An 18738-nucleotide genomic window follows, 5' to 3' on the forward strand; every position below is an offset into this window, starting at 1 on the left:
TCATGAAGGGTTGAGATGATCGGTGCCGCTCTTTCCCGCTGGACTCTGTCCTATTTTGCAGCCTCTCTCGTCTTCCTCATAGCTGGGGTCGGATTGATGGCAGGCGGCTTTGGCTATCCGTTTCATGGAATTCGGGCACCGGAAACTCTCATCCTCGTCCATATCATCGCTATCGGCTGGCTGGCATTGCTGATGAGTGGCGCATTGTTGCAGTTCGTGCCGGTCCTGGTTGCAAAGCCCCTTTGGGGAAGTTCCGCACAGCTGCCAGCACTTTTGCTGTTGCTCACAGGACTGACCGGACTGCTTTTCAGTTTTGCAGGCATGTCTGGATTGCTCGACAATTCGGTTTGGCTGCTTCCCATGTCAGGTCTGCTTTTAATCGCAGGCTTTTCGCTGATCGTTCTAATGCTTGGGATGACAATCTGGAAAGCGCGACCCATTACGTTGCCCACACGCTTCGTCGCCATTGGCATCGGCTGCCTGCTGATCGTCGCCTGTCTTGGAGGGCTTTATACCTTCGTTCTTTCAGGGATGACCGAGCAGGTTATCGCTCTTGATATCGCCGGATCGACCATATCCATTCATGCGGCGCTGGCACTTGGCGGCTGGATGACTTTTACAGCCATGGGCGTGAGCTATCGATTGCTCACCATGTTCATGCTTTCGCCGGACAACAACACGAAGCGCACCAGGCTTTTATGGTGGTTGGGTCTTGCTGCATTGATAATCCTTGGCCTCGGCATCGCACTTGTTGCTTTCGGTGCCAGTCAACCTGAAATCACACAATCGATCGCGCTCGTTCCGGGTATCGTCTGCATTTCTCTTTATATTCTCGACGTGCGCGCAATTTATCAGGGGCGCAAACGCAGGACGATTGAATTGAACAGTGCCGCCAGCATTTCTGCATTTGCAGCTTTGCTGATTTCGATGGTGCTTGCGCTGACAATGCTCTTTACCGGCATGACCGATAAGATGGTTGCCGCACTCGTTTATCTGTTTGTCTTCGGTTGGCTTTCAGGCCTCAGCCTCGCACAGCTTTACAAAATCGTTCCGTTTCTCACCTGGCTCGAATGCTATGGACCCGTCATGGGCCGCGTGCAGACGCCACGTGTGCAGGACATGGTGCGTGAGCGACATGCCCGCCACTGGTTCATCCTTTATTATGGGAGCGTTGGGTTCAGCACCTTGGCCCTGATCGCCGACTATCCAATCATCTTCAGGCTGTCATCTTCACTTACCCTTATTACCATTCTGGCTTTGAGCATTCACTTTTTCCGCGCCCGGCGGCTTCTGGACGTACCGACCAGTTTGCGCCTGCCCAATGGCGTGGCCCTACCCAACCTTATCCATGCCGGTACGCCCGTGCTTAAAGCGCGTCGCGTTTTATCGCAGCGTGACCACACGCTTTAAGTCTTTGTTTTTACGCATGTCGATATCGGAAATCCGGTTCCCACTTTTCCGCGACATGCTTTAGGAGGTCGAAATGACATTATCCATTCAGGAAATCGCTCATCGTGAGTTGGATGTGCGCCCCTTGCTCAAAAGGGGTGTGGAACCCTTTCAGGCAATCATGGATGCCACGGAAACTCTGCTGCCCGGCCAGAGCCTTTTGCTTATAACACCCTTCAAGCCAGTACCGCTCTTTGCCGTGATGGAACGCAAAGGGTTTCGTGCGGAGCCGCAGCCAATTGACGAGGGCGACTGGCAAACGCTTTTTTCTCCATCGCAAGACGCGGTGCCGGAAATACAGATTTCCAACAATGTGGGATCGCCCGATATCTGGCCTGAGCCTTCGCAATATCTCGATTGTTCAGACATGCAACCACCCGAACCGATGGTTCATATACTGGCAGAACTCGAACGCATGACAGACGGCGAGGTCTTGTTCGCTCTGCTTCACCGCGAACCACTCTTCTTGTTTCCAGAGCTTGAAAGACGCGGCCATGAATGGGTCGGCAACTTCGATGAAACCGGCAGTGCCTACCGTATCATGATCCGCGTTGGCCAAGAGCGACAAGAGTGAGGACAAAGCCATGCAAAGCGAAAATGATGTCCAACTCGAATATGCCATCCTCAAGGCACTGCGGCTGATACTTGATCCGGAGCTGGGCGTTAATCTGGTTGATCTGGGCATGATCTACCACATTGAGGTCGCAGGCGACGGAACGGTCAATGTGGAGATGACAACGACCACACCCGGTTGCCCCGCCGCAGGATTTCTCACGCAAGCCGTGCAAACATGCGTGGAAGCTGTCGACGGCGTTTCACGCGCCAATGTCGAACTAACATATGAACCGGCATGGATGCCGGAGATGGCACTGCCGGAAGTTCAATCCCGTTTCACAGGCCTCTCTTTATAACAGGCACCATAAGAGACATGACCCCCAACCGTCTCACGAAAACCAGCGATTGAAATTAAAGCATTTCCAGCAAAAGTGGGAACCGGTTTGCGTTCGGAAATGCGTAAGAACAAATAGTTACAGCGGTTCCAACAGTTCAATATTAACTGGAACCGCTGTAATCAATCGTTGGTTTTACTTTTGACAACACGCGTCAGCTGCAATCGTCCTTTGTGCTATCGCAAATAAGCGCTTGGAAACTTAGCGGACACGATCCAACTTATTGTAATTAAACGATAATTAATTCCACAATTTATGATCTATGTTGATTGCGGTCAAGGAAGCAACCCAGCCGATCTCCTATACATAAAACGACAGAGCAAAGAGCGCTCGGTCCTATCGTATAGGAGAGAACCGATGGTAGACCAGATGCAGATCAACCGCCGCACGATACTTGCAGGAGCAGCACTCGCTGGTGCGCTTGCGCCGGTGTTTGCGACAACATCCGCCTGGGGCAATGGCGCAATACGGAAGGCCAGTGCAGCGGAAACTGCAGCGCTTCCCCGGCAGAAAGTGGAGCTGGTGGACCCACCATTCGTCCACGCTCACAGCCAGGTCGCAGAAGGTGGGCCGAAGGTCATCGAATTTACGATGGTGATCGAGGAAAAGAAGATCGTTATCGACGATGCGGGGACCGAAGTTCACGCAATGGCTTTCAATGGCACCGTTCCCGGTCCGCTGATGGTGGTGCATCAGGACGACTATGTTGAGCTGACGCTCATCAATCCTGAAACCAACACGCTCATGCACAATATCGATTTCCATGCAGCAACTGGTGCATTGGGTGGCGGTGGGCTCACCGAGATCAACCCCGGTGAAAAGACGATACTGCGCTTCAAGGCTACCAAGCCCGGCGTCTTCGTCTATCACTGCGCACCTCCCGGAATGGTTCCCTGGCACGTTGTCTCGGGCATGAATGGGGCGATCATGGTATTGCCACGCGATGGACTGCACGACGGCAAGGGCAACAAGCTCTCTTACGACAAAGTCTATTATGTCGGTGAGCAGGACTTCTATGTGCCGCGCGATGAGGCTGGTCAGTACAAGAAATACGATGCACCGGGCGATGCCTACGAAGACACCGTGAAGGTGATGCGTACCCTGACCCCGACACACGTTGTCTTTAACGGTGCTGTGGGCGCATTGACGGGCGACAAGGCAATGACCGCCAAAGTTGGTGAGAAGGTGCTGATCGTTCACTCGCAGGCCAATCGCGATACCAGACCACATCTTATTGGCGGACATGGCGACTATGTCTGGTCAACAGGCAAGTTCAACACGCCGCCAGATCTCGATCAGGAAACCTGGTTCATTCCGGGCGGGGCCGCGGCAGCAGCCTTCTACACATTCCAGCAGCCGGGCATCTACGCCTATGTGAACCACAATCTAATCGAAGCCTTTGAACTGGGTGCGGCTGCGCACTTCAAAGTCACCGGCGAATGGAATGATGATCTGATGACGTCGATTCTGGCGCCGTCCGGCATGTAACGAAAAGACTGAAACTTCTTTGGTGATTGTCGAATGAAGAAAGGCTTGGGGCCGTATCTGCAAAAGGAAACGGCCTCTCGATACCAAATGACCAAAGGTTGCAAAAGAAAACCCCTGCGCGAATTGGCCGTGGCTGTGCCTGCTGTTTTGCTGGCAGTGATTGCTGGCCTGTTCGTAGTCGATGCTGCAGGGCGGGTGGGTCGCCCGTCTCAAGACACGCAATTTGAGCGCCCGCAAACCATTGTTGTCACTCGGCGTAGCATGACCTATCGCGCTGATGGCGACTTTCAAAAAAACAATTATCCGGTGGATGCGCCGCTGACGACACGCAAACTCGCGCGGTCTTTTGAGATCATGAAATATCAGGTCAGCGCATCCGATTATGAGCGTTGCATTGCCGATGGCGACTGCCAACCGGCAGAAGCGTTACCGCATAATCGAAACGGTTTAGGCACAGACGCACCGATTGTCGGTGTGAGCTACGATGATGCCGAAAACTATGCGAAATGGCTCTCGCAAAAGACCGGCGAAGTCTGGCATCTGCCCACGGACGAGCAATGGGCTTTTGCTGCCGGCTCTCGCTTCACCGATACCGCACTCGGCATTGAGGAAAATGCAGCCAATCCGGCTTTACGCTGGCTCAAGGACTATGAGCAGCAAAGCGCACGCAAGCTTGAGCGCAGCCCCGAAGTCCGTTCTGCCGGTGCATTTGGCGAGAACGAACTGGGCATCGCGGACGTTGCGGGCAATGTGTGGGAATGGACACAGACCTGCCATCGTCGGGTGAATATCGATGCCTATGGCAAGGTCGTTGCGGAGACGCCCGTCTGCGGGGTCTATGTGGTCAATGGCAAGCATCGCGCCGCCATGAGTTCATTCATTCGAAACCCAAAGACGGGTGGCTGCAGTGTCGGTGTGCCACCCGACAATCTGGGCTTTCGTCTGGTTCGCGATGATCGTTGGTATGCGGTTGTACTGAAGCGGCTGAAGGAATTTTCCATATGACGGTTTTTGCTTGAATGCCCTATTTTATACCCCCGAGACTATCCCTTATTCCTCTAGCTGTGCTAAAGCGACGATGGGGATTTTTAGTAGGGGATGCGTGATGGCCACGATAGATCGCGGGCTTGTCAGAAAACTATCGTTGTTCGCAAAGATGAGCGATGACGAGCTGGACAAGCTTGTGTCTTACGCCTCAACGCGGCGTGTTGTTCCGGGTGAAACCATTTTTGAACAGGGCGACGAAGCCGTCCTGTTCTTTTTGCTGCTTCACGGTCGCCTCAAGGTCAATCAGGTGACGCCAGACGGACAGCAGATCATTGTTCGCATGGTGCATCCCGGTGATCTGTTTGGCTTCGCCAAAGCTCTCCAACGCAGCGACTATCCCGGAACCGCAATGGCTGTTGCTGAAAGCATCGTTCTGGCCTGGCCGACCGAGCTTTGGGACTATTTTGTCGAGCAGAACCCCGGTCTCGCCATGAATGCGATCCAGACGATCGGCAAGCGACTTGAAGAAGCGCACACCCGCATTCGCGAAATGTCGACCGAGGAAGTGGAGCGCCGCGTTGCACATGCTGTTCTCCGCCTTGCCCGTCAAGCGGGTAAGAAGGAAGAAGACGGCATCCGCATCGATTTTCCGATCACCCGTCAGGATATTGCCGAAATGACCGGAACAACCCTTCACACGGTCTCCCGCATTCTGAGCAGCTGGGAGACAAAAGGCTTCGTTCGCGGCGGACGTCAAAAGCTCACGGTCATCAATATGTCCGGCATCAAACGGCTTGCCGACGGCGATTCTTAGCCCGCTTCGCACTTTTGCGGAAATGCTTTAAGGCACGATATCCGTCTTGGCCGTCCGTATGCTTTGTTCTTCAGGCTTCATGAAAAACGCCCTGTCGCCGCCAACATCAAACATCAAGGTCCGTTCAATGGCCGCGATATAATCCGACGAAGATGAGGCCGTCGCGATAACGTTCCCACCTCTCCCGACAAAGTCATTTTGTACGGCAATGATGTTGGTGGTCGCTGCGGACGGTCGGATAATATCAACGATATCGCCAGCAGATATGTTCACTATTCTTCTGTTAGAACCCCAGGGAGCAGCTTTCAATTCGGCTAAAGCCGCATCTATCAAAAGCGAAAACGATCTCCTCTCATGAGAGAGATCACTATCAGAACGACCATAATCATTCAGCGCAATTGCTCTGGCGGCTGCATCGGCATCCGTTTCGCTGCAAATTTGCGACCATGGCAGAACGACATCTTCCTTTTGCGTCCTGGACCATTCGCGATAGGTGACTGCAACACACTGGTTCGGACCGCTGGTCATGACATCGTGCAAAGACCGTAATGCTGCGACGTGTCCAGCACGGACCATCTGCACAGTGTCAGAATCCAGGAGGGATGACCGATCGACCGCAAAGACAATAGCAACATCGACACGATCCGAACGCTCCATCTTCTCTGCCGCAGCCCGTCCGCTCCCAAATGACAACGATCCAAGCAGCATTGCAGCAACTGAGATCAGAACTGACCGACTAAAATCACCAAAATTTGCGTGTTTGCGAAACATGGTTGCCGCCCCAATCACCATCGCCGACGACCCGTCAGCGGATTGAGCGAGACCATAATCCCCTGATGCAACTGCTAAAATACGACATGTGCCGTATTTCATCCTATCAGGCCACTTGATAGCTTTCGATCAGGAGCGAAAACACTTCCATTCGAGCGAGCTATCGTGCATCCCGAAAAGTGTGAAACGGTTTTCGGATAAGATGCGCGTCCAAACAAGGCGCTTGAATAGCGGCTCTGGCAGTTAGGGTGGCTACTGCCAGAGCCGCAATTATCAGTGATTATGCGGAGGGCAATCCGAGGCGCACTGCATAGGCTGTCAACTCGGCGCTGCTATGAAGATTGAGTTTGCGCATAAGGTTTTCGCGGTGCTTGCGCGCAGTAAAAACACTTATTCCGAGCCGCTCTGCGATTTCTCTTGTTTTAGCGCCTTGCGGAATCAGAGCCAGAAATTGCAGTTCTCGTCTGGTGAGAGGAACCGGAGACTGGATGCCGATATTGGGTTCCGGCTCGTGACCGTTTTGTCGACTGAGCGCGATAGCCTGGTGTGCGGCACCATTATCGTTTCCGTTTTGAAGATTGGTAACAGTCGTCAGCAATTCGCCCGGATCGCCGTCTTTGGTGAGATAAGCATCCGCACCCGAGGCAAGCGCTGCTCTGATGGATCGAGACTCGCTGTTAGCCGACAGAATGACGATCTTCAGTTTTGGATAGGTTGTCCGCAATTGCTCTATAAACTGGAAACTATGAAATCCCGGCATTCCAAGATCAAGCAAGACCATATCGCAAGGTGTTTGCGCCAGAACGGCCAGTAAAGAAGAACAATCTCCGACTTCTCCAACCACAACTGTTTCGCTTATAGTCGAAAGAAGCAGTTTAAGTCCTTCGCGGACGATACTGTGATCGTCGGCCAAGATAATCCGGTAATTTACCCTCATCGAAAAGATGCCCCTCAAAACCACAAGCGAATACAGGATAGCATTATGGTCGCATTAGCGCTCTCTGAAAAAGACGAAAAATCTACGAGCGTTAATCCTGTCGATGAAGCGCGCATCAGGCAAGCGCTGGTCAATATCCTTTACAATCATTCGGCCGGGGTGTTGCTGACCAATATCTTCGTACCAATACCCTCGCTTCTGCTCTTCTGGGGTAAAGTTCCCAATGCATGGCTCATTGCCTGGTGCCTTTCGGTTTACCTGCTCACAATCACCCGTGTCATCGTCACACGCAGCTTTTTTCGCCGATCCAAAACGCCGGACTCCTATTCAAAATGGGCGTGGACTGCTGCCGGATTTTCGTGGTTATCGGGCTTGAACTGGGGCCTACTCGGGTTGATCGGTTTCGTATCTAACGAGCCGCATCTGCTGACCTTTGCGATGATCGTCATGACAGGGTTGACATGCGGTTCCGTGCCCACCTCATCTGCATTTCTGCCGGTCCTTGTCGGTTCGCTGTTTACCACAGTGCTGCCGAGCACGATCTATTGCATTCTGGCGCAGGGCGAAGTCTACAATGCCTATCTCTTCCTCGTTGCCTGCCTCGTCATCATCAACTTCCATCACGGTCGTGTAACCCACCGGGACCTGGCTGAAACAATACGGCTGCGGTTTGAAAACGAAACGCTTGTCGATCAGCTCAAGAGCGAACGAGACAGGGTGGCGGCAGCGGACCGTGCCAAAACACGCTTTCTCGCAGCCGCCAGCCATGATTTACGCCAGCCTGTCCATGCGCTTGGCCTTTTCAATTCGACACTGGCCGCACTGGCAAGCAGAGGAAATGTCAATGCGACAGACGCTGGCAACATCGCCGGAAAGATCAGAAAGGTCGTTGGTAATCTCAGCTATCTGCTGAATGCGCTGCTCGATGTTTCACGTCTCGACGCACAGATTGTAACGCCCAACCGGGAAATCGTTTCAATCAACGATCTGTTCGACAACCTCAAGAACGAGTTCGCAGGCCTTGCTGAAAGCAAAGGCTTGGAATGGCGGATGGTGAAATGCTCCTATCATACCGACAGCGATCCGATGATGCTGCGGCAAATATTGGCCAATCTGATCACGAACGCCATTCGCTATACCGAAAGCGGGCGGATCGTTTTTGGCTGCCGCCGCAGAGGCGATAACGTCGAGATACAGGTATTCGATACCGGCCTGGGAATTCCGGTAAGCCAACACGTCACAGTTTTCGAAGAGTTCGTGCAGCTTCATAATCCTGAACGTGATCGCGACAAGGGTTTGGGTCTTGGCTTGTCCATCGTGAAGCGAACAGCAGAACTGCTCGGTCATCCAGTTCGTCTGGTGTCTCAGCCGGACAAGGGGTCGATGTTTTCGATCATGGTTCCGCTCGTCAACGACCAGCGCCAATCTGAAAAGACAATACAGAACATCCCTCAAACTGGTGGAAACATATTCATCGTCGATGACGAAAGCACCGTATTGGATGCGCTGTCCGGTCTCGTGGATGTTTGGGGATATCGCGCCTATGCGGGGCGCAATGCGGACGAAACATTTGTCGCTTGGCAGACTGATGAAACCGCAGCACAGTCTGCTGCAGATCTCATCATCGTCGACTACCGCCTTGAAGGCGGGATGATCGGAACGGAAGCAGCCAGCAGATTGTTCAAACATCTTGGGCGCAAACTGCCGGTGATTATCCTCACCGGCGACACCTCGCCCGAACGGCTGCGCGAAGCTTCCGCAAGCGGTTATATGCTGCTTCACAAACCGATTGATCCGAGTGAGTTGCTCCAAGCTATTCAGCAGCCAACACAGACTACGGTTTTGACCCGCTAAAAGAAAAATTCCAAGCCCGGCTTGAAACTCAGATCTCGCTTACTAACTGTTGGAGAGTGGACCGGGCCCCTCTGGCGGTTTTTTCAAACCGTGATGTCGGACCACTTCGAGCGCGCTCGAGGTCAGCCCGGAAATCCCCAGCCGACCTTGTGATATTTTGAACAGAGGTCGGATATGGAACTTTTTACATCACTTTTTATGGGAACACCTGTCTGGATGTGGCTGGTGTTTATCGGCATTGTTCTGGCTTTGCTGGTGCTCGATCTTGGCGTCTTCAACAAGGAAGACCATGAGATCGAAATCGGTGAAAGCCTGAAAATGTCGGCTTTCTACATCACACTCGGACTGGCTTTTTCCGGCTTCGTCTGGTGGCAGTTAAGCAGCGAGGCAACGGCGCAGTATCTTACCGCCTTCGTGGTCGAAAAGACGCTGGCCCTCGACAATATCTTTGTCATCGCGCTGATTTTCAGCTTCTTCGCTATTCCTCGAAAATACCAGCATCGGGTCCTTTTCTGGGGCATTCTTGGTGTTATCGTGCTGCGTGGCATCATGATCGGTCTTGGCGCCACAATCGTCGCGAACTATCACTGGGTTCTCTATCTCTTCGCGGTGTTCCTCATCATCACCGGCATCAAGATGCTGTTTTCGGGTGAAGATGATGAGCCGGATATGAGCCGCAATCCGCTGCTGCGCTTTGCCCGCAAACACATGCGTGTCACGGATGAACTGCATGGCAATGCCTTCTTCGTACGGTTGAAAGACAGTGCGACCGGCAAGATGGTACGCTTCGCAACGCCACTATTCCTGGCGCTCATCATGATCGAAGTGGCGGATCTGATCTTTGCTGTCGATTCTGTCCCGGCAGTGTTCACCATCACCACCGACCCCTTCATCGTTTACACGTCGAACATTTTTGCAATTCTTGGTCTCAGAGCTCTGTTCTTTGCGCTCTCTGCCATCCTGCACCGCTTCGCCTATCTTAAATATGCGCTGTCGATCCTGCTGATCTTCATCGGCTCGAAAATGTTCATTGCCGATCTCATGGGGTGGGAAAAATTCCCGCCTGCCTGGTCGCTGGGTATCACCTTCGTCATTCTTGGCACGGGCGTCATCGTCTCGCTTGTGAAGACCAAAGATGCAGGAAAGCCGGTGGGCCATCATTAAAGCCAAGGCAGGAAAAGCGGGAACCGGATTTCCGTTCGTAATTGCTTAAAAATAAAGAGTTAGATCTGCCCGGACCTTCATGGGTCCGGGCACTCCACCTCACCCAATATTTTGGGTAGAACTGTCAGGATGCCGATCCGCACAAATTTCTCTAAAGGTGCTTTTTAAGGGTGATGTTCGTCGCGAAATAGAGGCTCCTTAACGCGAAGGGATGGAAAGAGATGCTCTTCCCCGAAACGATACATTTCGAATGTCACTATGATTTTGTGCGCAATTTAATTTACAAAAATTCTGAAAAACACACGTACTTTGTCCGTTTAAATTATAAGTACACCAATATTATGCGGCAATCTTTGATATAAATTCCGTAAGACTTATTTTTCATTGGTTTTTACTGTTTTAAAATGACGAAAATTATTTGTTTTACAATTTATATTTAGAAATTATGATTTGGAGTTATTAAAATGAGCGAACATATTGAAAAATTGAAAAATGATTTCATTGCAGCGGCTCGCACTAGTAACGCAGCAGCTGACAGTACCGCTTACGGAAACGGCAGCGTAGCAAATGGCGATTTCAGCGCCGCATATGGCTCCAGCAGCACGGCATCAGATGGTGGTACCGCGATAGGTTCCAATAGCGTTGCAATAAAAAACAGCTTGGCGACAGGCGTCTTTAGCAGAGCTACGGGTGACTGGAGTATAGTGATAGGTGCCTACAGTGAGGCTTCAGGGGACTTCAGCACTGTTTGTGGCAATTTCACCATAGCCAAAGCTTCGTCTAGTACGGCGATAGGCATCTTCAGTGAAGCATTCGGTAATGGGAGTATAGCTGGCGGCGCGAACAGCAAAGCACATGGTATTGACAGCACAGGGATCGGTGCTGAAAGCCATGCAATTGGTGACAAAAGCACTGCAATCGGAGCAGAAAGTAATGCTGTCTATGAGAGCACTATTGCGATTGGTTATGGCAGTATGGCAGTTGCTCAACAAAGCATATCTATAGGCCTTTCGAGCGAAGCATCTGGGTCGGACGGCAGTATTTCGATAGGCAGCAACTCCAAATATCAGGGAGAGTCAAGCATCGCGATAGGTTATCTAGCTCAGGTATCGGGGGAGGCCGGGGTCGCTATAGGCACCGAAAGCTACGCTTTCGATCAATTTAGTGTCGCAATAGGTTCGCTCAGCGTAACTGATCCGGTCGTTTCCACACCGACTATAACAATTTCCGGTCATGCATATAGGGTTGCGGGGGAACGTCCTAGAGCAGCATTCAGTATTGGATCAAGCGGCACGGGAGGAGATATCAGCGGCACTTTCTATCGAACGCTTACTAATCTTGCCGCCGGCAGAGTAGATGGTAGTTCAACAGACGCGATCAATGGAAGTCAATTGAGCGCTGTCATCGAAGCCATCAATGCTATTAACGCACGCTTGACCAGCGCCGGACTGTAAATTCGAAACTCAAGCCCTCCGACGCATGACCTTTCAACTAAGCCCTTTCACGCACGAAAGGGCTTAGATTGTTTTGAAATGCGGTGCGCCCTAAGATTCCGCTTCGCTTTGTAAGCACACGGCAAGCAGTACGGTGTTTGATACCTACCGAATAAAATCAATAGATTATCTCCACCCCTGCCCGCTCTAAGGCTGCATAAACTGCACTCGGCGGCGGCTGGTCTGTAATAACAAGATCAATGCTTGAGGTTGGCAGGATTGAAAACTTGTCCGAGCGTTGCAGCGCGGTATGGCTGGCAAGCACGACGAATTTTCTCGTTTGACGCCGTACAACCTGCGCCAATTGCAAATGGCGATCTGACGGCCCCAACAAACCACGTTCCACATCGAAGCCGCTTGCGCCCATGAAGGCTATATCGAAAACGCGCCGTGAAATAATCTCCATCGCTTCAAAGCCAAACGAAGCACGGGAATGCTTGTCGAACTGACCGCCACAAAGTGTGAGGTCCGTCTGTCCGCCCATCGCAAGCACGATCATGATATCGACCATCAAAGAGGTCGCGATGATTGGCGGTTCATGGCGCGCTTCCCAAGCGGTCGCCAATGCGGTGGAACCGCCGCTGAAGAACACTGACATTCCCGGTCTAAGCAGGCCATGAGCAAGACGCGCGATGCGCTCTTTGGCTTCCCTATCCGCCCCGATGCGCAAGTCGATATGTGGCAGCCCCTTCGCCGTTACCGCTCGTGCTCCGCCATGGACGCGCATCGCCTGACCCTTCTCCTCCAGTGAGGCGAGATCGCGCCTTATCGTTTCTTCTGAAACTGAAAACATACCGGCCAGTTCTGCACATGTTGCATCACCAAGTCTGATGAGACGATCGCGAATGCGGTCCTGCCGGTCGGAGGGGCGGATCGGTCTTTGTGCCATTGTGCGGCCCTGTAATTATTAAGCTGCGACTGGCCTACAGGGCTTATCTCACAGGAATACGACAAAGTTTCACGCAAACAGTCATTAAACGGGCAATTATCGCAAAGACTGGTCGAAACCGACAATTCGCGTGTCATTCATGCCCGATAGTTTGTGCCCAAATCGGACACAGGAGTGACGGACATGGTCGAACTTTCAAGACGTAGTTTTCTGACAGCCTCAGCGGCACTGGCAGCCACAAGCACCTTCGGCATCTCTTCGGCTTTTTCTGCCGACGCCAAGATTGAAATCTCCAGCATCTGGGGACCAGACAAGCCGTTCCAGAAAGTCGTTGATGCTTTCAATGCGCTGAAGACCGGCGTTACAGTCACCAACCGTTTCGATGGCGATTACGAAACAGCGACCGCCAAGGCACTCGCCGGTATTGCTGCGGGCAAGCCACCAGCAATCATGGTGACGGGCTGGAAGTTCGGATATTTCGCACGCCGCACCCTTGGCGCACGCGATCTCACCGAAATCGATGCAACCAAGGCAAAGGCCATCATTGCGAATTTCGTTCCTTCGCTGATGCCGTTGGTCACAATCGATGATGCGGTGATCGGCCTGCCATGGGCCATGTCCACACCAATCACTTTCATCAATAGCGCACTTTGGGCTGAAGCCGGGCTGGATCCGAACCTGCCGGAATATCCGGATACCGACTGGCTTTATAATGCCGCGCGCACGCTCGATGAAAAGCTCAAGGGCAAACACGCGACCTATCGTTCAGCACTCGCTCTTTCCAACAATGAATGGACAAGCCAGTCCTTCATACAGAATGCTGGTGGATACATCATCGATCCTTCAGGCAAGCTCGCTCTGAACAGCGATGAGGCCGCAAAAGGCATGGAGCTATTCTGCCAGCCAGCCCATCAGGGTCTCTGGACACCCGTCAGCGGCAAGGAGCAGGATGCCGCTTTTGAAGCTGGCGCGCTTGCGATCTGCACCACAAGCTCGACACGCGCTGCCAGCTTCCCGTTTGGTAATGCCAAGGCGATCACCGCGCGCTTCCCGGGCGTTCCGGGCCATGCCCGCAATATGAACAGTGGCGGAAATTTCCTCGCCGTCTATGCAAAGAACGACGAACAGGCCAAGGCTTCACTTGCGTTCCTCGAATTCTGCGCCTCGCCGGAAGGTCAGAAAATCTGGTCGGAAGTCGGCTATCTCAACACATCCGTTCACGATATTCCGCTGATCAACGACTTCATGAAACCAGCAGCAGGACAGTTGCAAGACGGTTTGACTGCCGAAACCATCTGGCCGGGCAAGCGTGGTCTCGAAGGCCAGAACATCTGGCGCAAGTGGGTTTCGCGCATGTTGACGAAAGAGACCGACATCAAAACCGGTCTCAAATCGGCTCACGACGAACTTGCAACTGTGCTGGTGGATGCCTGACGCGAAATGTCGAAACGTCTGTTTACAAAACTGGCCCCGTGGATATTCGCGGGGCCAGCCGTCCTTTCAGTCATCATTTTCCTGTATGGCCCGATTGTAGCCTCGGCTGTTCTGTCGGTTGTCGACTGGAACCTGCTTTCAACCGATGTCAGCTTCGTTGGGTTCGATAATTATAAAAGCATCTTTGCTGATGCCGATTTCCAGCTCGCGGCGTGGAACACGGTGCTTTATTGCGTCATTCTTGTTCCGGCCCAGATCATTCTGCCGCTCATCATCGCGGTGATGATCCATGCTGTGCAGGGCTCGAAACTCGAACGCGTCTATCGCGGGGCGTTCTTTCTGCCAACCATATTGGCCTATTCGGTCGCTGGCGTAACATGGTCGTGGTTGCTCAATCCGGTCAATGGCCTCTTCAATGAAGTGCTGGTCTGGTTCGGACTGCCCACGTCGATGTGGCACATGGACCCCAGTCTGGCGCTTTTATCTGTATCAGTCGTCACCTTCTGGAAGAGCTTTGGTCTCAACATGCTGCTGTGGATTGCAGCACTTGCCAACGTCCCCCAATCCTTGCGCGAGGCATCGCGGCTGGATGGTGCTGGCGCATGGCGACGCTTCTTCACCATCGAGCTGCCGCTGATCACGCCGACTGCGTTCTTCATTTCCGTCACGACCGTATTTTCGGTGCTCGACGATATTGTCGGCGTCGTTGACGTGCTGACAAGTGGCGGGCCAGCGGGCCGTAGCTCAAATCTTCTCTACTTCCTCTGGCAACAGGGTTTGCAGTTCTTCCAGTTTGGCAGAGCAAGTGCCGTCGCCATGGTCATCATTGTTGCGGTTCTTCTCATCACATGGGCGCAGTTCCGCTTCGGCGAAAAGCGGGTGCATTACCAATGACCGCCAATTCTTTCAGCGCCACGCTGCAGCGTGGCACACTTCACATTCTACTCATTGTGCTGTCGCTCATCACGCTGTTTCCATTGCTATGGATGGTGACATCTGCGTTCACACCCAATGCACTGATTGCCCAGAAAGCTTTGCGGTTCTGGCCTGAGCAGATGACTTTGTCGAATTTCCAGCTTGCGGCGGATCGCTATCCGATCTGGTGGTGGCTGTTTAATTCGGTCATCACCTCGGGGGCTATCACGCTGGGCAAGCTCATCATCAGTCTGCCAGCAGGCTATGCCTTTGCCCGAATGGAGTTTCGCGGCAAACATTTCCTGTTTTGGGTGGTGATTGCCACCATGTCCTTTCCGACCGTTCTCGCAATCATTCCCACCTATATCGCAGTCGTTAAGATACAGGCCTTCGATACCTATTCGGCCATGATCATCCCTTCGATCCCCTATATTGGCTTCTATGTCTTCTATTTCCGGCAGTCGTTCCGTTCGCTACCCGACGAAATGTTCGAAGCAGCGCGCATCGACGGGTGCGGAATCTGGAAGCAATTCAAGGATGTGGCCATTCCCAATGTGCTTCCGGCGATTGCCGCCCTTTCCGTAATTTCCTTTATGGGCGCCTGGAACATCTATCTTTGGGGCCAACTTGTTCTTGAAGATACGGGACGAAAGACCCTTACCACCGGTATTGCGATGTTTGCCGATGTCGATGGCGCAGAAACGCCATGGGGACCGTTGATGGCGACCAGCCTTCTATCTGTGTTACCGGTGCTCGGCATGTTTCTTCTGGCGCAACGCTACATCGTTGAAGCATTCTCTGCCGGAGCAGGAGAGAAATAATGGCGCGTATTCTGGTTATCGCTCATCTCAACCATGACCGCATCTGGGAACTGACGGGACCTCTTCAATCGGGCGCGCGCATTTCGTGGCGCAACCGCGAGGTTACACTTGGTGGCGGCGGATACTTCACCGGCTTACCTTTTCTCAAATTGAAGCATGACGTGGCGCTGGTCAGTTCGCTTGGCAATGACGCACTGGGAAGCGAAGCGCGGCAGTTTCTTGCGACCATTGGTTTCGACATGCGGCATGTCATGTCGCGCGACGCCGCGACCCACCTCACCGAGATTTTTCTGGAGCCATCGGGCGAACGCACGATCCTAACGGCGCATGACGGTCCTATGCGACAGTTCATGCTCGACGGGGAAGCGGACGCGGACACCGCTTATATCAACTGTTTCAACCCTGATGCGAAGATCATCAGCGCTTTGAATTCCATTGCATTGGTTGCGTCGCAATTTCCCCTTTCGGAAACATCCGCGCCTCGCCCCGCTGATCTCATGATTGGTTCGCGCGGCGACTTTCCCGGTCTCGACGACAATGCACTCTGGCAAAAAGCGTCCGTCTTATGCTGCGCAAGATTGAAACATCTCGTCATGACGGACGGTGCGCGCTCCATCACTATCTATGACGGCAAGGAAGCCCAAACCGTTCAACCCATGCGACATGCGCGGGTGAAAAGCACAATCGGCGCAGGCGATCATTTTTCAGCCAGTCTTATCTCCGCAATGTTGGAGGGAATGACGGTGGAAAATGCGGCCCGTGCAGCAAGTGAAGCGACCACCGAATGGCTTGAACAGCGTGACCAGCTGACGCTGGAAGCTATCTGATTAGCAATTGTGATTGAGCAGATATGGCAAGCGCGAACAATATCCCGCAGCTTGCCAGGAATGGAGAAAAATGGCCGGGATTATTCTGAAAGACATTAAGAAGGTCTATGCGGGTGGCGTGGAGGCCGTAAAAGGCGTTTCCATCGATATCCGTGCAGGCGAATTCATCGTTCTGGTCGGGCCGTCGGGCTGCGGAAAATCCACGCTTCTGCGGATGGTCGCTGGTCTTGAAACCATTTCAGGCGGAGAAGTCAGCATTGGCGGTCGCGTGGTCAATGAGGTTGAACCTGCAGATCGCGACATCGCGATGGTGTTCCAGAACTATGCGCTTTATCCGCATATGAGCGTCTATAACAATATGGCCTATGGCTTGCGTAACCGCAAAACGCCAAAGGCCGAAATCGAGACGCGGGTTGCAGAAGCAGCGCGTATGCTTGAAATTGAACCCTATCTTGATCGCAAGCCAAAAGCTCTGTCCGGTGGTCAGCGCCAGCGCGTTGCCATGGGGCGCGCAATCGTGCGCAAGCCTTCCGTCTTCCTTTTTGACGAACCACTATCCAATCTCGATGCCAAACTGCGCGTAACAATGCGCGGAGAAATCAAGCGTCTGCAAAGACGGCTCGGCACAACCTCGCTTTACGTGACGCATGATCAGCTTGAAGCCATGACACTCGCGCATCGGCTGGTCGTGTTGAACAAAGGAAGCATCGAGCAGATTGGAACCCCGCTTGAGGTCTATCACAATCCGGCCTCCACATTTGTCGCAAGCTTTATCGGCTCGCCTGCCATGAACTTGCTCAATGCCCATCGTGAAGGCGACCGACTGATGATCGGTGAGGCGGTCTTGCAGCTTTCAGGAACTCTGCCGGCATCTGGTCCGGTGACGGTCGGTATCCGGGCGGAAGATCTTGTTCCTGCGCAGGACGGCGCGAATGCCATCAGCTTCAACCTTGATCATATCGAAGAACTTGGCGCCCAGCGGCTTGTGCATGGCATGGTTGGAGAGCAGCGCATAACTGCAGCCTTCCCGCCTCACCTCGCGATTAGCGATCATATGCAATTAACCGCGGCTGCCGATAAATTGCATTTCTTTTGCGCGAATACAGGCAAACGGCTGGTTACAGGCGTCCGAAAGGCAATTGCGCAAACCAGATCAAACCTGTCCCTTGTCTGAGGTGAGATGCGCGATCTTTTCTGTTTTTACGCACATCTTGTTCCGAAAACCGGTGCCACTTTTCGGGATGTGCCCTAGCTGGATTTTTTCAAGAGCCACGATGTGGCGCTGTGGGAGCAATTCATTTATGTATCGCTAACGCCAACTAACATCCCTGGAGTTCGAAAGTGATCAACATTAAGAAATGGTCTTGCGGAATTGCGTTTGGTCTAAGCTTGGTATCCCTGCTTTTTTCTCAAGCTCTGGCCGCGTCATCGAACTCGGGAGATCTGTCTGCCAAAGAGCGTACTGAACTGCAGCAGTCCGCCGGTATCAGTTGCGATGCAAAAAATAATGATGATTGCACTGCCGGCAATATTGAAAGCGGCGATTATTACAACGTGCGGATCTATAGCGACTGCGCAATTGCAGCTTACTTTGGTCGGATAAACGAGAAGCCTGTGTCTCTGCGGAAAGATGTCGCGACAACAGGTACGGAAGGTAAAACAGAGGGGGCGTTGGCTCCCGAACAATTGGTTTGCATCAAGGCGGCGGCACAAGTGAACGCCACAGATAAAGAGTATTACGTCATGGCGCTCCCAATGGACCATGGTCCAGAGTGTAAAGGCGAAGAGCTGTGCAAGAAGCCCCGGTCACTTCCTGAAAACTATCAAAAGACGATGGGTAACTGCCAGATGGATAGCCAGAATAACTATCGCGGTTGTCCACAGGGATGGGTTTTTGCAACTGAAATGGAAGCCTATTCGAATGGGCTACCGGGTGCACAATAAC

Annotated in this window: 18 protein-coding genes; 15 read left to right on the forward strand and 3 right to left on the reverse strand. The window is 52.8% G+C overall.

Features of this window, described 5'->3' with window-relative positions; all coding sequences use genetic code 11:
- The first annotated feature begins 15 nt into the window (after positions 1-15).
- The 6 genes from QBD00_RS12160 (at position 16) to QBD00_RS12185 (ending at position 5688) form a co-directional block, all read left to right on the forward strand.
- The gene (locus QBD00_RS12160) at positions 16-1410 is read left to right on the forward strand and encodes a hypothetical protein (RefSeq protein WP_318579611.1); all 1395 of its coding nucleotides are present in this window, start codon (positions 16-18) and stop codon (positions 1408-1410) included.
- Positions 1411-1483: 73 nt separating this feature from the next.
- A complete protein-coding gene (locus tag QBD00_RS12165) occupies positions 1484-2023 on the forward strand; it encodes a DUF2249 domain-containing protein (protein WP_318579612.1) in 540 nt (179 codons plus the stop codon).
- A 10-nt stretch (positions 2024-2033) separates the two neighbouring features.
- Complete coding sequence (locus tag QBD00_RS12170) at positions 2034-2360, forward strand: metal-sulfur cluster assembly factor (RefSeq protein WP_151091181.1); 327 nt, start codon at positions 2034-2036, stop codon at positions 2358-2360.
- A 396-nt stretch (positions 2361-2756) separates the two neighbouring features.
- Entirely contained in the window at positions 2757-3887 is a 1131-nt protein-coding gene (nirK, locus tag QBD00_RS12175; protein ID WP_318579613.1) for a copper-containing nitrite reductase, read from the forward strand.
- Between the two features lie 87 nt (positions 3888-3974).
- Positions 3975-4892: a formylglycine-generating enzyme family protein gene (locus tag QBD00_RS12180; protein ID WP_318579614.1), complete on the forward strand. Its 918-nt coding sequence runs from the start codon at positions 3975-3977 to the stop codon at positions 4890-4892.
- A 100-nt stretch (positions 4893-4992) separates the two neighbouring features.
- A complete protein-coding gene (locus QBD00_RS12185) occupies positions 4993-5688 on the forward strand; it encodes a Crp/Fnr family transcriptional regulator (protein WP_095445123.1) in 696 nt (231 codons plus the stop codon).
- A gap of 27 nt (positions 5689-5715) precedes the next feature.
- Here QBD00_RS12185 and QBD00_RS12190 read toward each other — a convergent pair whose 3' ends face one another.
- Both QBD00_RS12190 and QBD00_RS12195 read right to left on the reverse strand, forming a co-directional pair.
- The gene (locus tag QBD00_RS12190; RefSeq protein ID WP_191793989.1) at positions 5716-6459 is read right to left on the reverse strand and encodes a DUF1194 domain-containing protein; all 744 of its coding nucleotides are present in this window, start codon (positions 6457-6459) and stop codon (positions 5716-5718) included.
- A gap of 280 nt (positions 6460-6739) precedes the next feature.
- A complete protein-coding gene (locus QBD00_RS12195) occupies positions 6740-7396 on the reverse strand; it encodes a response regulator transcription factor (protein WP_318579615.1) in 657 nt (218 codons plus the stop codon).
- A 45-nt stretch (positions 7397-7441) separates the two neighbouring features.
- Between QBD00_RS12195 and QBD00_RS12200 the strand changes: the two genes are divergently transcribed.
- From QBD00_RS12200 to QBD00_RS12210, 3 genes are all read left to right on the forward strand, one after another.
- Complete coding sequence (locus QBD00_RS12200; RefSeq protein ID WP_318579616.1) at positions 7442-9250, forward strand: hybrid sensor histidine kinase/response regulator; 1809 nt, start codon at positions 7442-7444, stop codon at positions 9248-9250.
- 174 nt (positions 9251-9424) lie between these two features.
- Positions 9425-10414: a TerC family protein gene (locus QBD00_RS12205; RefSeq protein ID WP_318579617.1), complete on the forward strand. Its 990-nt coding sequence runs from the start codon at positions 9425-9427 to the stop codon at positions 10412-10414.
- Between the two features lie 464 nt (positions 10415-10878).
- On the forward strand, positions 10879-11868 hold the full coding sequence (locus QBD00_RS12210; protein WP_318579618.1) for a hypothetical protein: 990 nt from the start codon (positions 10879-10881) through the stop codon (positions 11866-11868).
- A gap of 157 nt (positions 11869-12025) precedes the next feature.
- On the opposite strand, the gene QBD00_RS12215 is transcribed toward QBD00_RS12210, so the two are convergent.
- On the reverse strand, positions 12026-12796 hold the full coding sequence (locus QBD00_RS12215; RefSeq protein WP_318579619.1) for a DeoR/GlpR family DNA-binding transcription regulator: 771 nt from the start codon (positions 12794-12796) through the stop codon (positions 12026-12028).
- 183 nt (positions 12797-12979) lie between these two features.
- On the opposite strand from QBD00_RS12215, the gene QBD00_RS12220 reads away from it, so the two are divergent.
- From QBD00_RS12220 to QBD00_RS12245, 6 genes are all read left to right on the forward strand, one after another.
- Positions 12980-14230, forward strand: coding sequence for an extracellular solute-binding protein (locus tag QBD00_RS12220; protein ID WP_151091188.1), 1251 nt, complete (start codon positions 12980-12982; stop codon positions 14228-14230).
- A 6-nt stretch (positions 14231-14236) separates the two neighbouring features.
- The gene (locus QBD00_RS12225) at positions 14237-15124 is read left to right on the forward strand and encodes a sugar ABC transporter permease (protein WP_318579620.1); all 888 of its coding nucleotides are present in this window, start codon (positions 14237-14239) and stop codon (positions 15122-15124) included.
- Complete coding sequence (locus QBD00_RS12230) at positions 15121-15966, forward strand: carbohydrate ABC transporter permease (protein WP_318579621.1); 846 nt, start codon at positions 15121-15123, stop codon at positions 15964-15966. Before QBD00_RS12225 ends, QBD00_RS12230 begins: the two co-directional genes overlap by 4 nt.
- Complete coding sequence (locus tag QBD00_RS12235) at positions 15966-16793, forward strand: PfkB family carbohydrate kinase (RefSeq protein WP_318579622.1); 828 nt, start codon at positions 15966-15968, stop codon at positions 16791-16793. Before QBD00_RS12230 ends, QBD00_RS12235 begins: the two co-directional genes overlap by 1 nt.
- Before the next feature lie 70 nt (positions 16794-16863).
- Positions 16864-17967 (forward strand): sn-glycerol-3-phosphate import ATP-binding protein UgpC, encoded by a 1104-nt coding sequence (locus tag QBD00_RS12240; RefSeq protein WP_318579623.1) that lies wholly within the window; start codon positions 16864-16866, stop codon positions 17965-17967.
- 167 nt (positions 17968-18134) lie between these two features.
- A complete protein-coding gene (locus QBD00_RS12245; protein WP_264231550.1) occupies positions 18135-18737 on the forward strand; it encodes a hypothetical protein in 603 nt (200 codons plus the stop codon).
- Position 18738 lies beyond the last annotated feature (1 nt).

The sequence above is a fragment of the Ochrobactrum sp. AN78 genome (genome assembly GCF_029909885.1).
GTDB classification, from domain to species: Bacteria; Pseudomonadota; Alphaproteobacteria; order Rhizobiales; family Rhizobiaceae; genus Brucella; species Brucella quorumnocens.

What these genes read in the sequence shown, in the direction of transcription:
- QBD00_RS12205 (WP_318579617.1), top strand. Translation starts at nt 9,425, where the DNA reads ATGGAACTTTTTACATCACTTTTTATGGGAACACCTGTCTGGATGTGG.
- QBD00_RS12220 (WP_151091188.1), top strand. Translation starts at nt 12,980, where the DNA reads ATGGTCGAACTTTCAAGACGTAGTTTTCTGACAGCCTCAGCGGCACTG.
- QBD00_RS12215 (WP_318579619.1), bottom strand. Translation starts at nt 12,796, where the DNA reads ATGGCACAAAGACCGATCCGCCCCTCCGACCGGCAGGACCGCATTCGC.
- QBD00_RS12165 (WP_318579612.1), top strand. Translation starts at nt 1,484, where the DNA reads ATGACATTATCCATTCAGGAAATCGCTCATCGTGAGTTGGATGTGCGC.
- QBD00_RS12170 (WP_151091181.1), top strand. Translation starts at nt 2,034, where the DNA reads ATGCAAAGCGAAAATGATGTCCAACTCGAATATGCCATCCTCAAGGCA.
- QBD00_RS12210 (WP_318579618.1), top strand. Translation starts at nt 10,879, where the DNA reads ATGAGCGAACATATTGAAAAATTGAAAAATGATTTCATTGCAGCGGCT.
- QBD00_RS12190 (WP_191793989.1), bottom strand. Translation starts at nt 6,459, where the DNA reads ATGTTTCGCAAACACGCAAATTTTGGTGATTTTAGTCGGTCAGTTCTG.
- QBD00_RS12240 (WP_318579623.1), top strand. Translation starts at nt 16,864, where the DNA reads ATGGCCGGGATTATTCTGAAAGACATTAAGAAGGTCTATGCGGGTGGC.
- QBD00_RS12230 (WP_318579621.1), top strand. Translation starts at nt 15,121, where the DNA reads ATGACCGCCAATTCTTTCAGCGCCACGCTGCAGCGTGGCACACTTCAC.
- nirK (WP_318579613.1), top strand. Translation starts at nt 2,757, where the DNA reads ATGGTAGACCAGATGCAGATCAACCGCCGCACGATACTTGCAGGAGCA.
- QBD00_RS12235 (WP_318579622.1), top strand. Translation starts at nt 15,966, where the DNA reads ATGGCGCGTATTCTGGTTATCGCTCATCTCAACCATGACCGCATCTGG.
- QBD00_RS12200 (WP_318579616.1), top strand. Translation starts at nt 7,442, where the DNA reads ATGGTCGCATTAGCGCTCTCTGAAAAAGACGAAAAATCTACGAGCGTT.
- QBD00_RS12185 (WP_095445123.1), top strand. Translation starts at nt 4,993, where the DNA reads ATGGCCACGATAGATCGCGGGCTTGTCAGAAAACTATCGTTGTTCGCA.
- QBD00_RS12225 (WP_318579620.1), top strand. Translation starts at nt 14,237, where the DNA reads ATGTCGAAACGTCTGTTTACAAAACTGGCCCCGTGGATATTCGCGGGG.
- QBD00_RS12180 (WP_318579614.1), top strand. Translation starts at nt 3,975, where the DNA reads ATGACCAAAGGTTGCAAAAGAAAACCCCTGCGCGAATTGGCCGTGGCT.
- QBD00_RS12195 (WP_318579615.1), bottom strand. Translation starts at nt 7,396, where the DNA reads ATGAGGGTAAATTACCGGATTATCTTGGCCGACGATCACAGTATCGTC.
- QBD00_RS12160 (WP_318579611.1), top strand. Translation starts at nt 16, where the DNA reads ATGATCGGTGCCGCTCTTTCCCGCTGGACTCTGTCCTATTTTGCAGCC.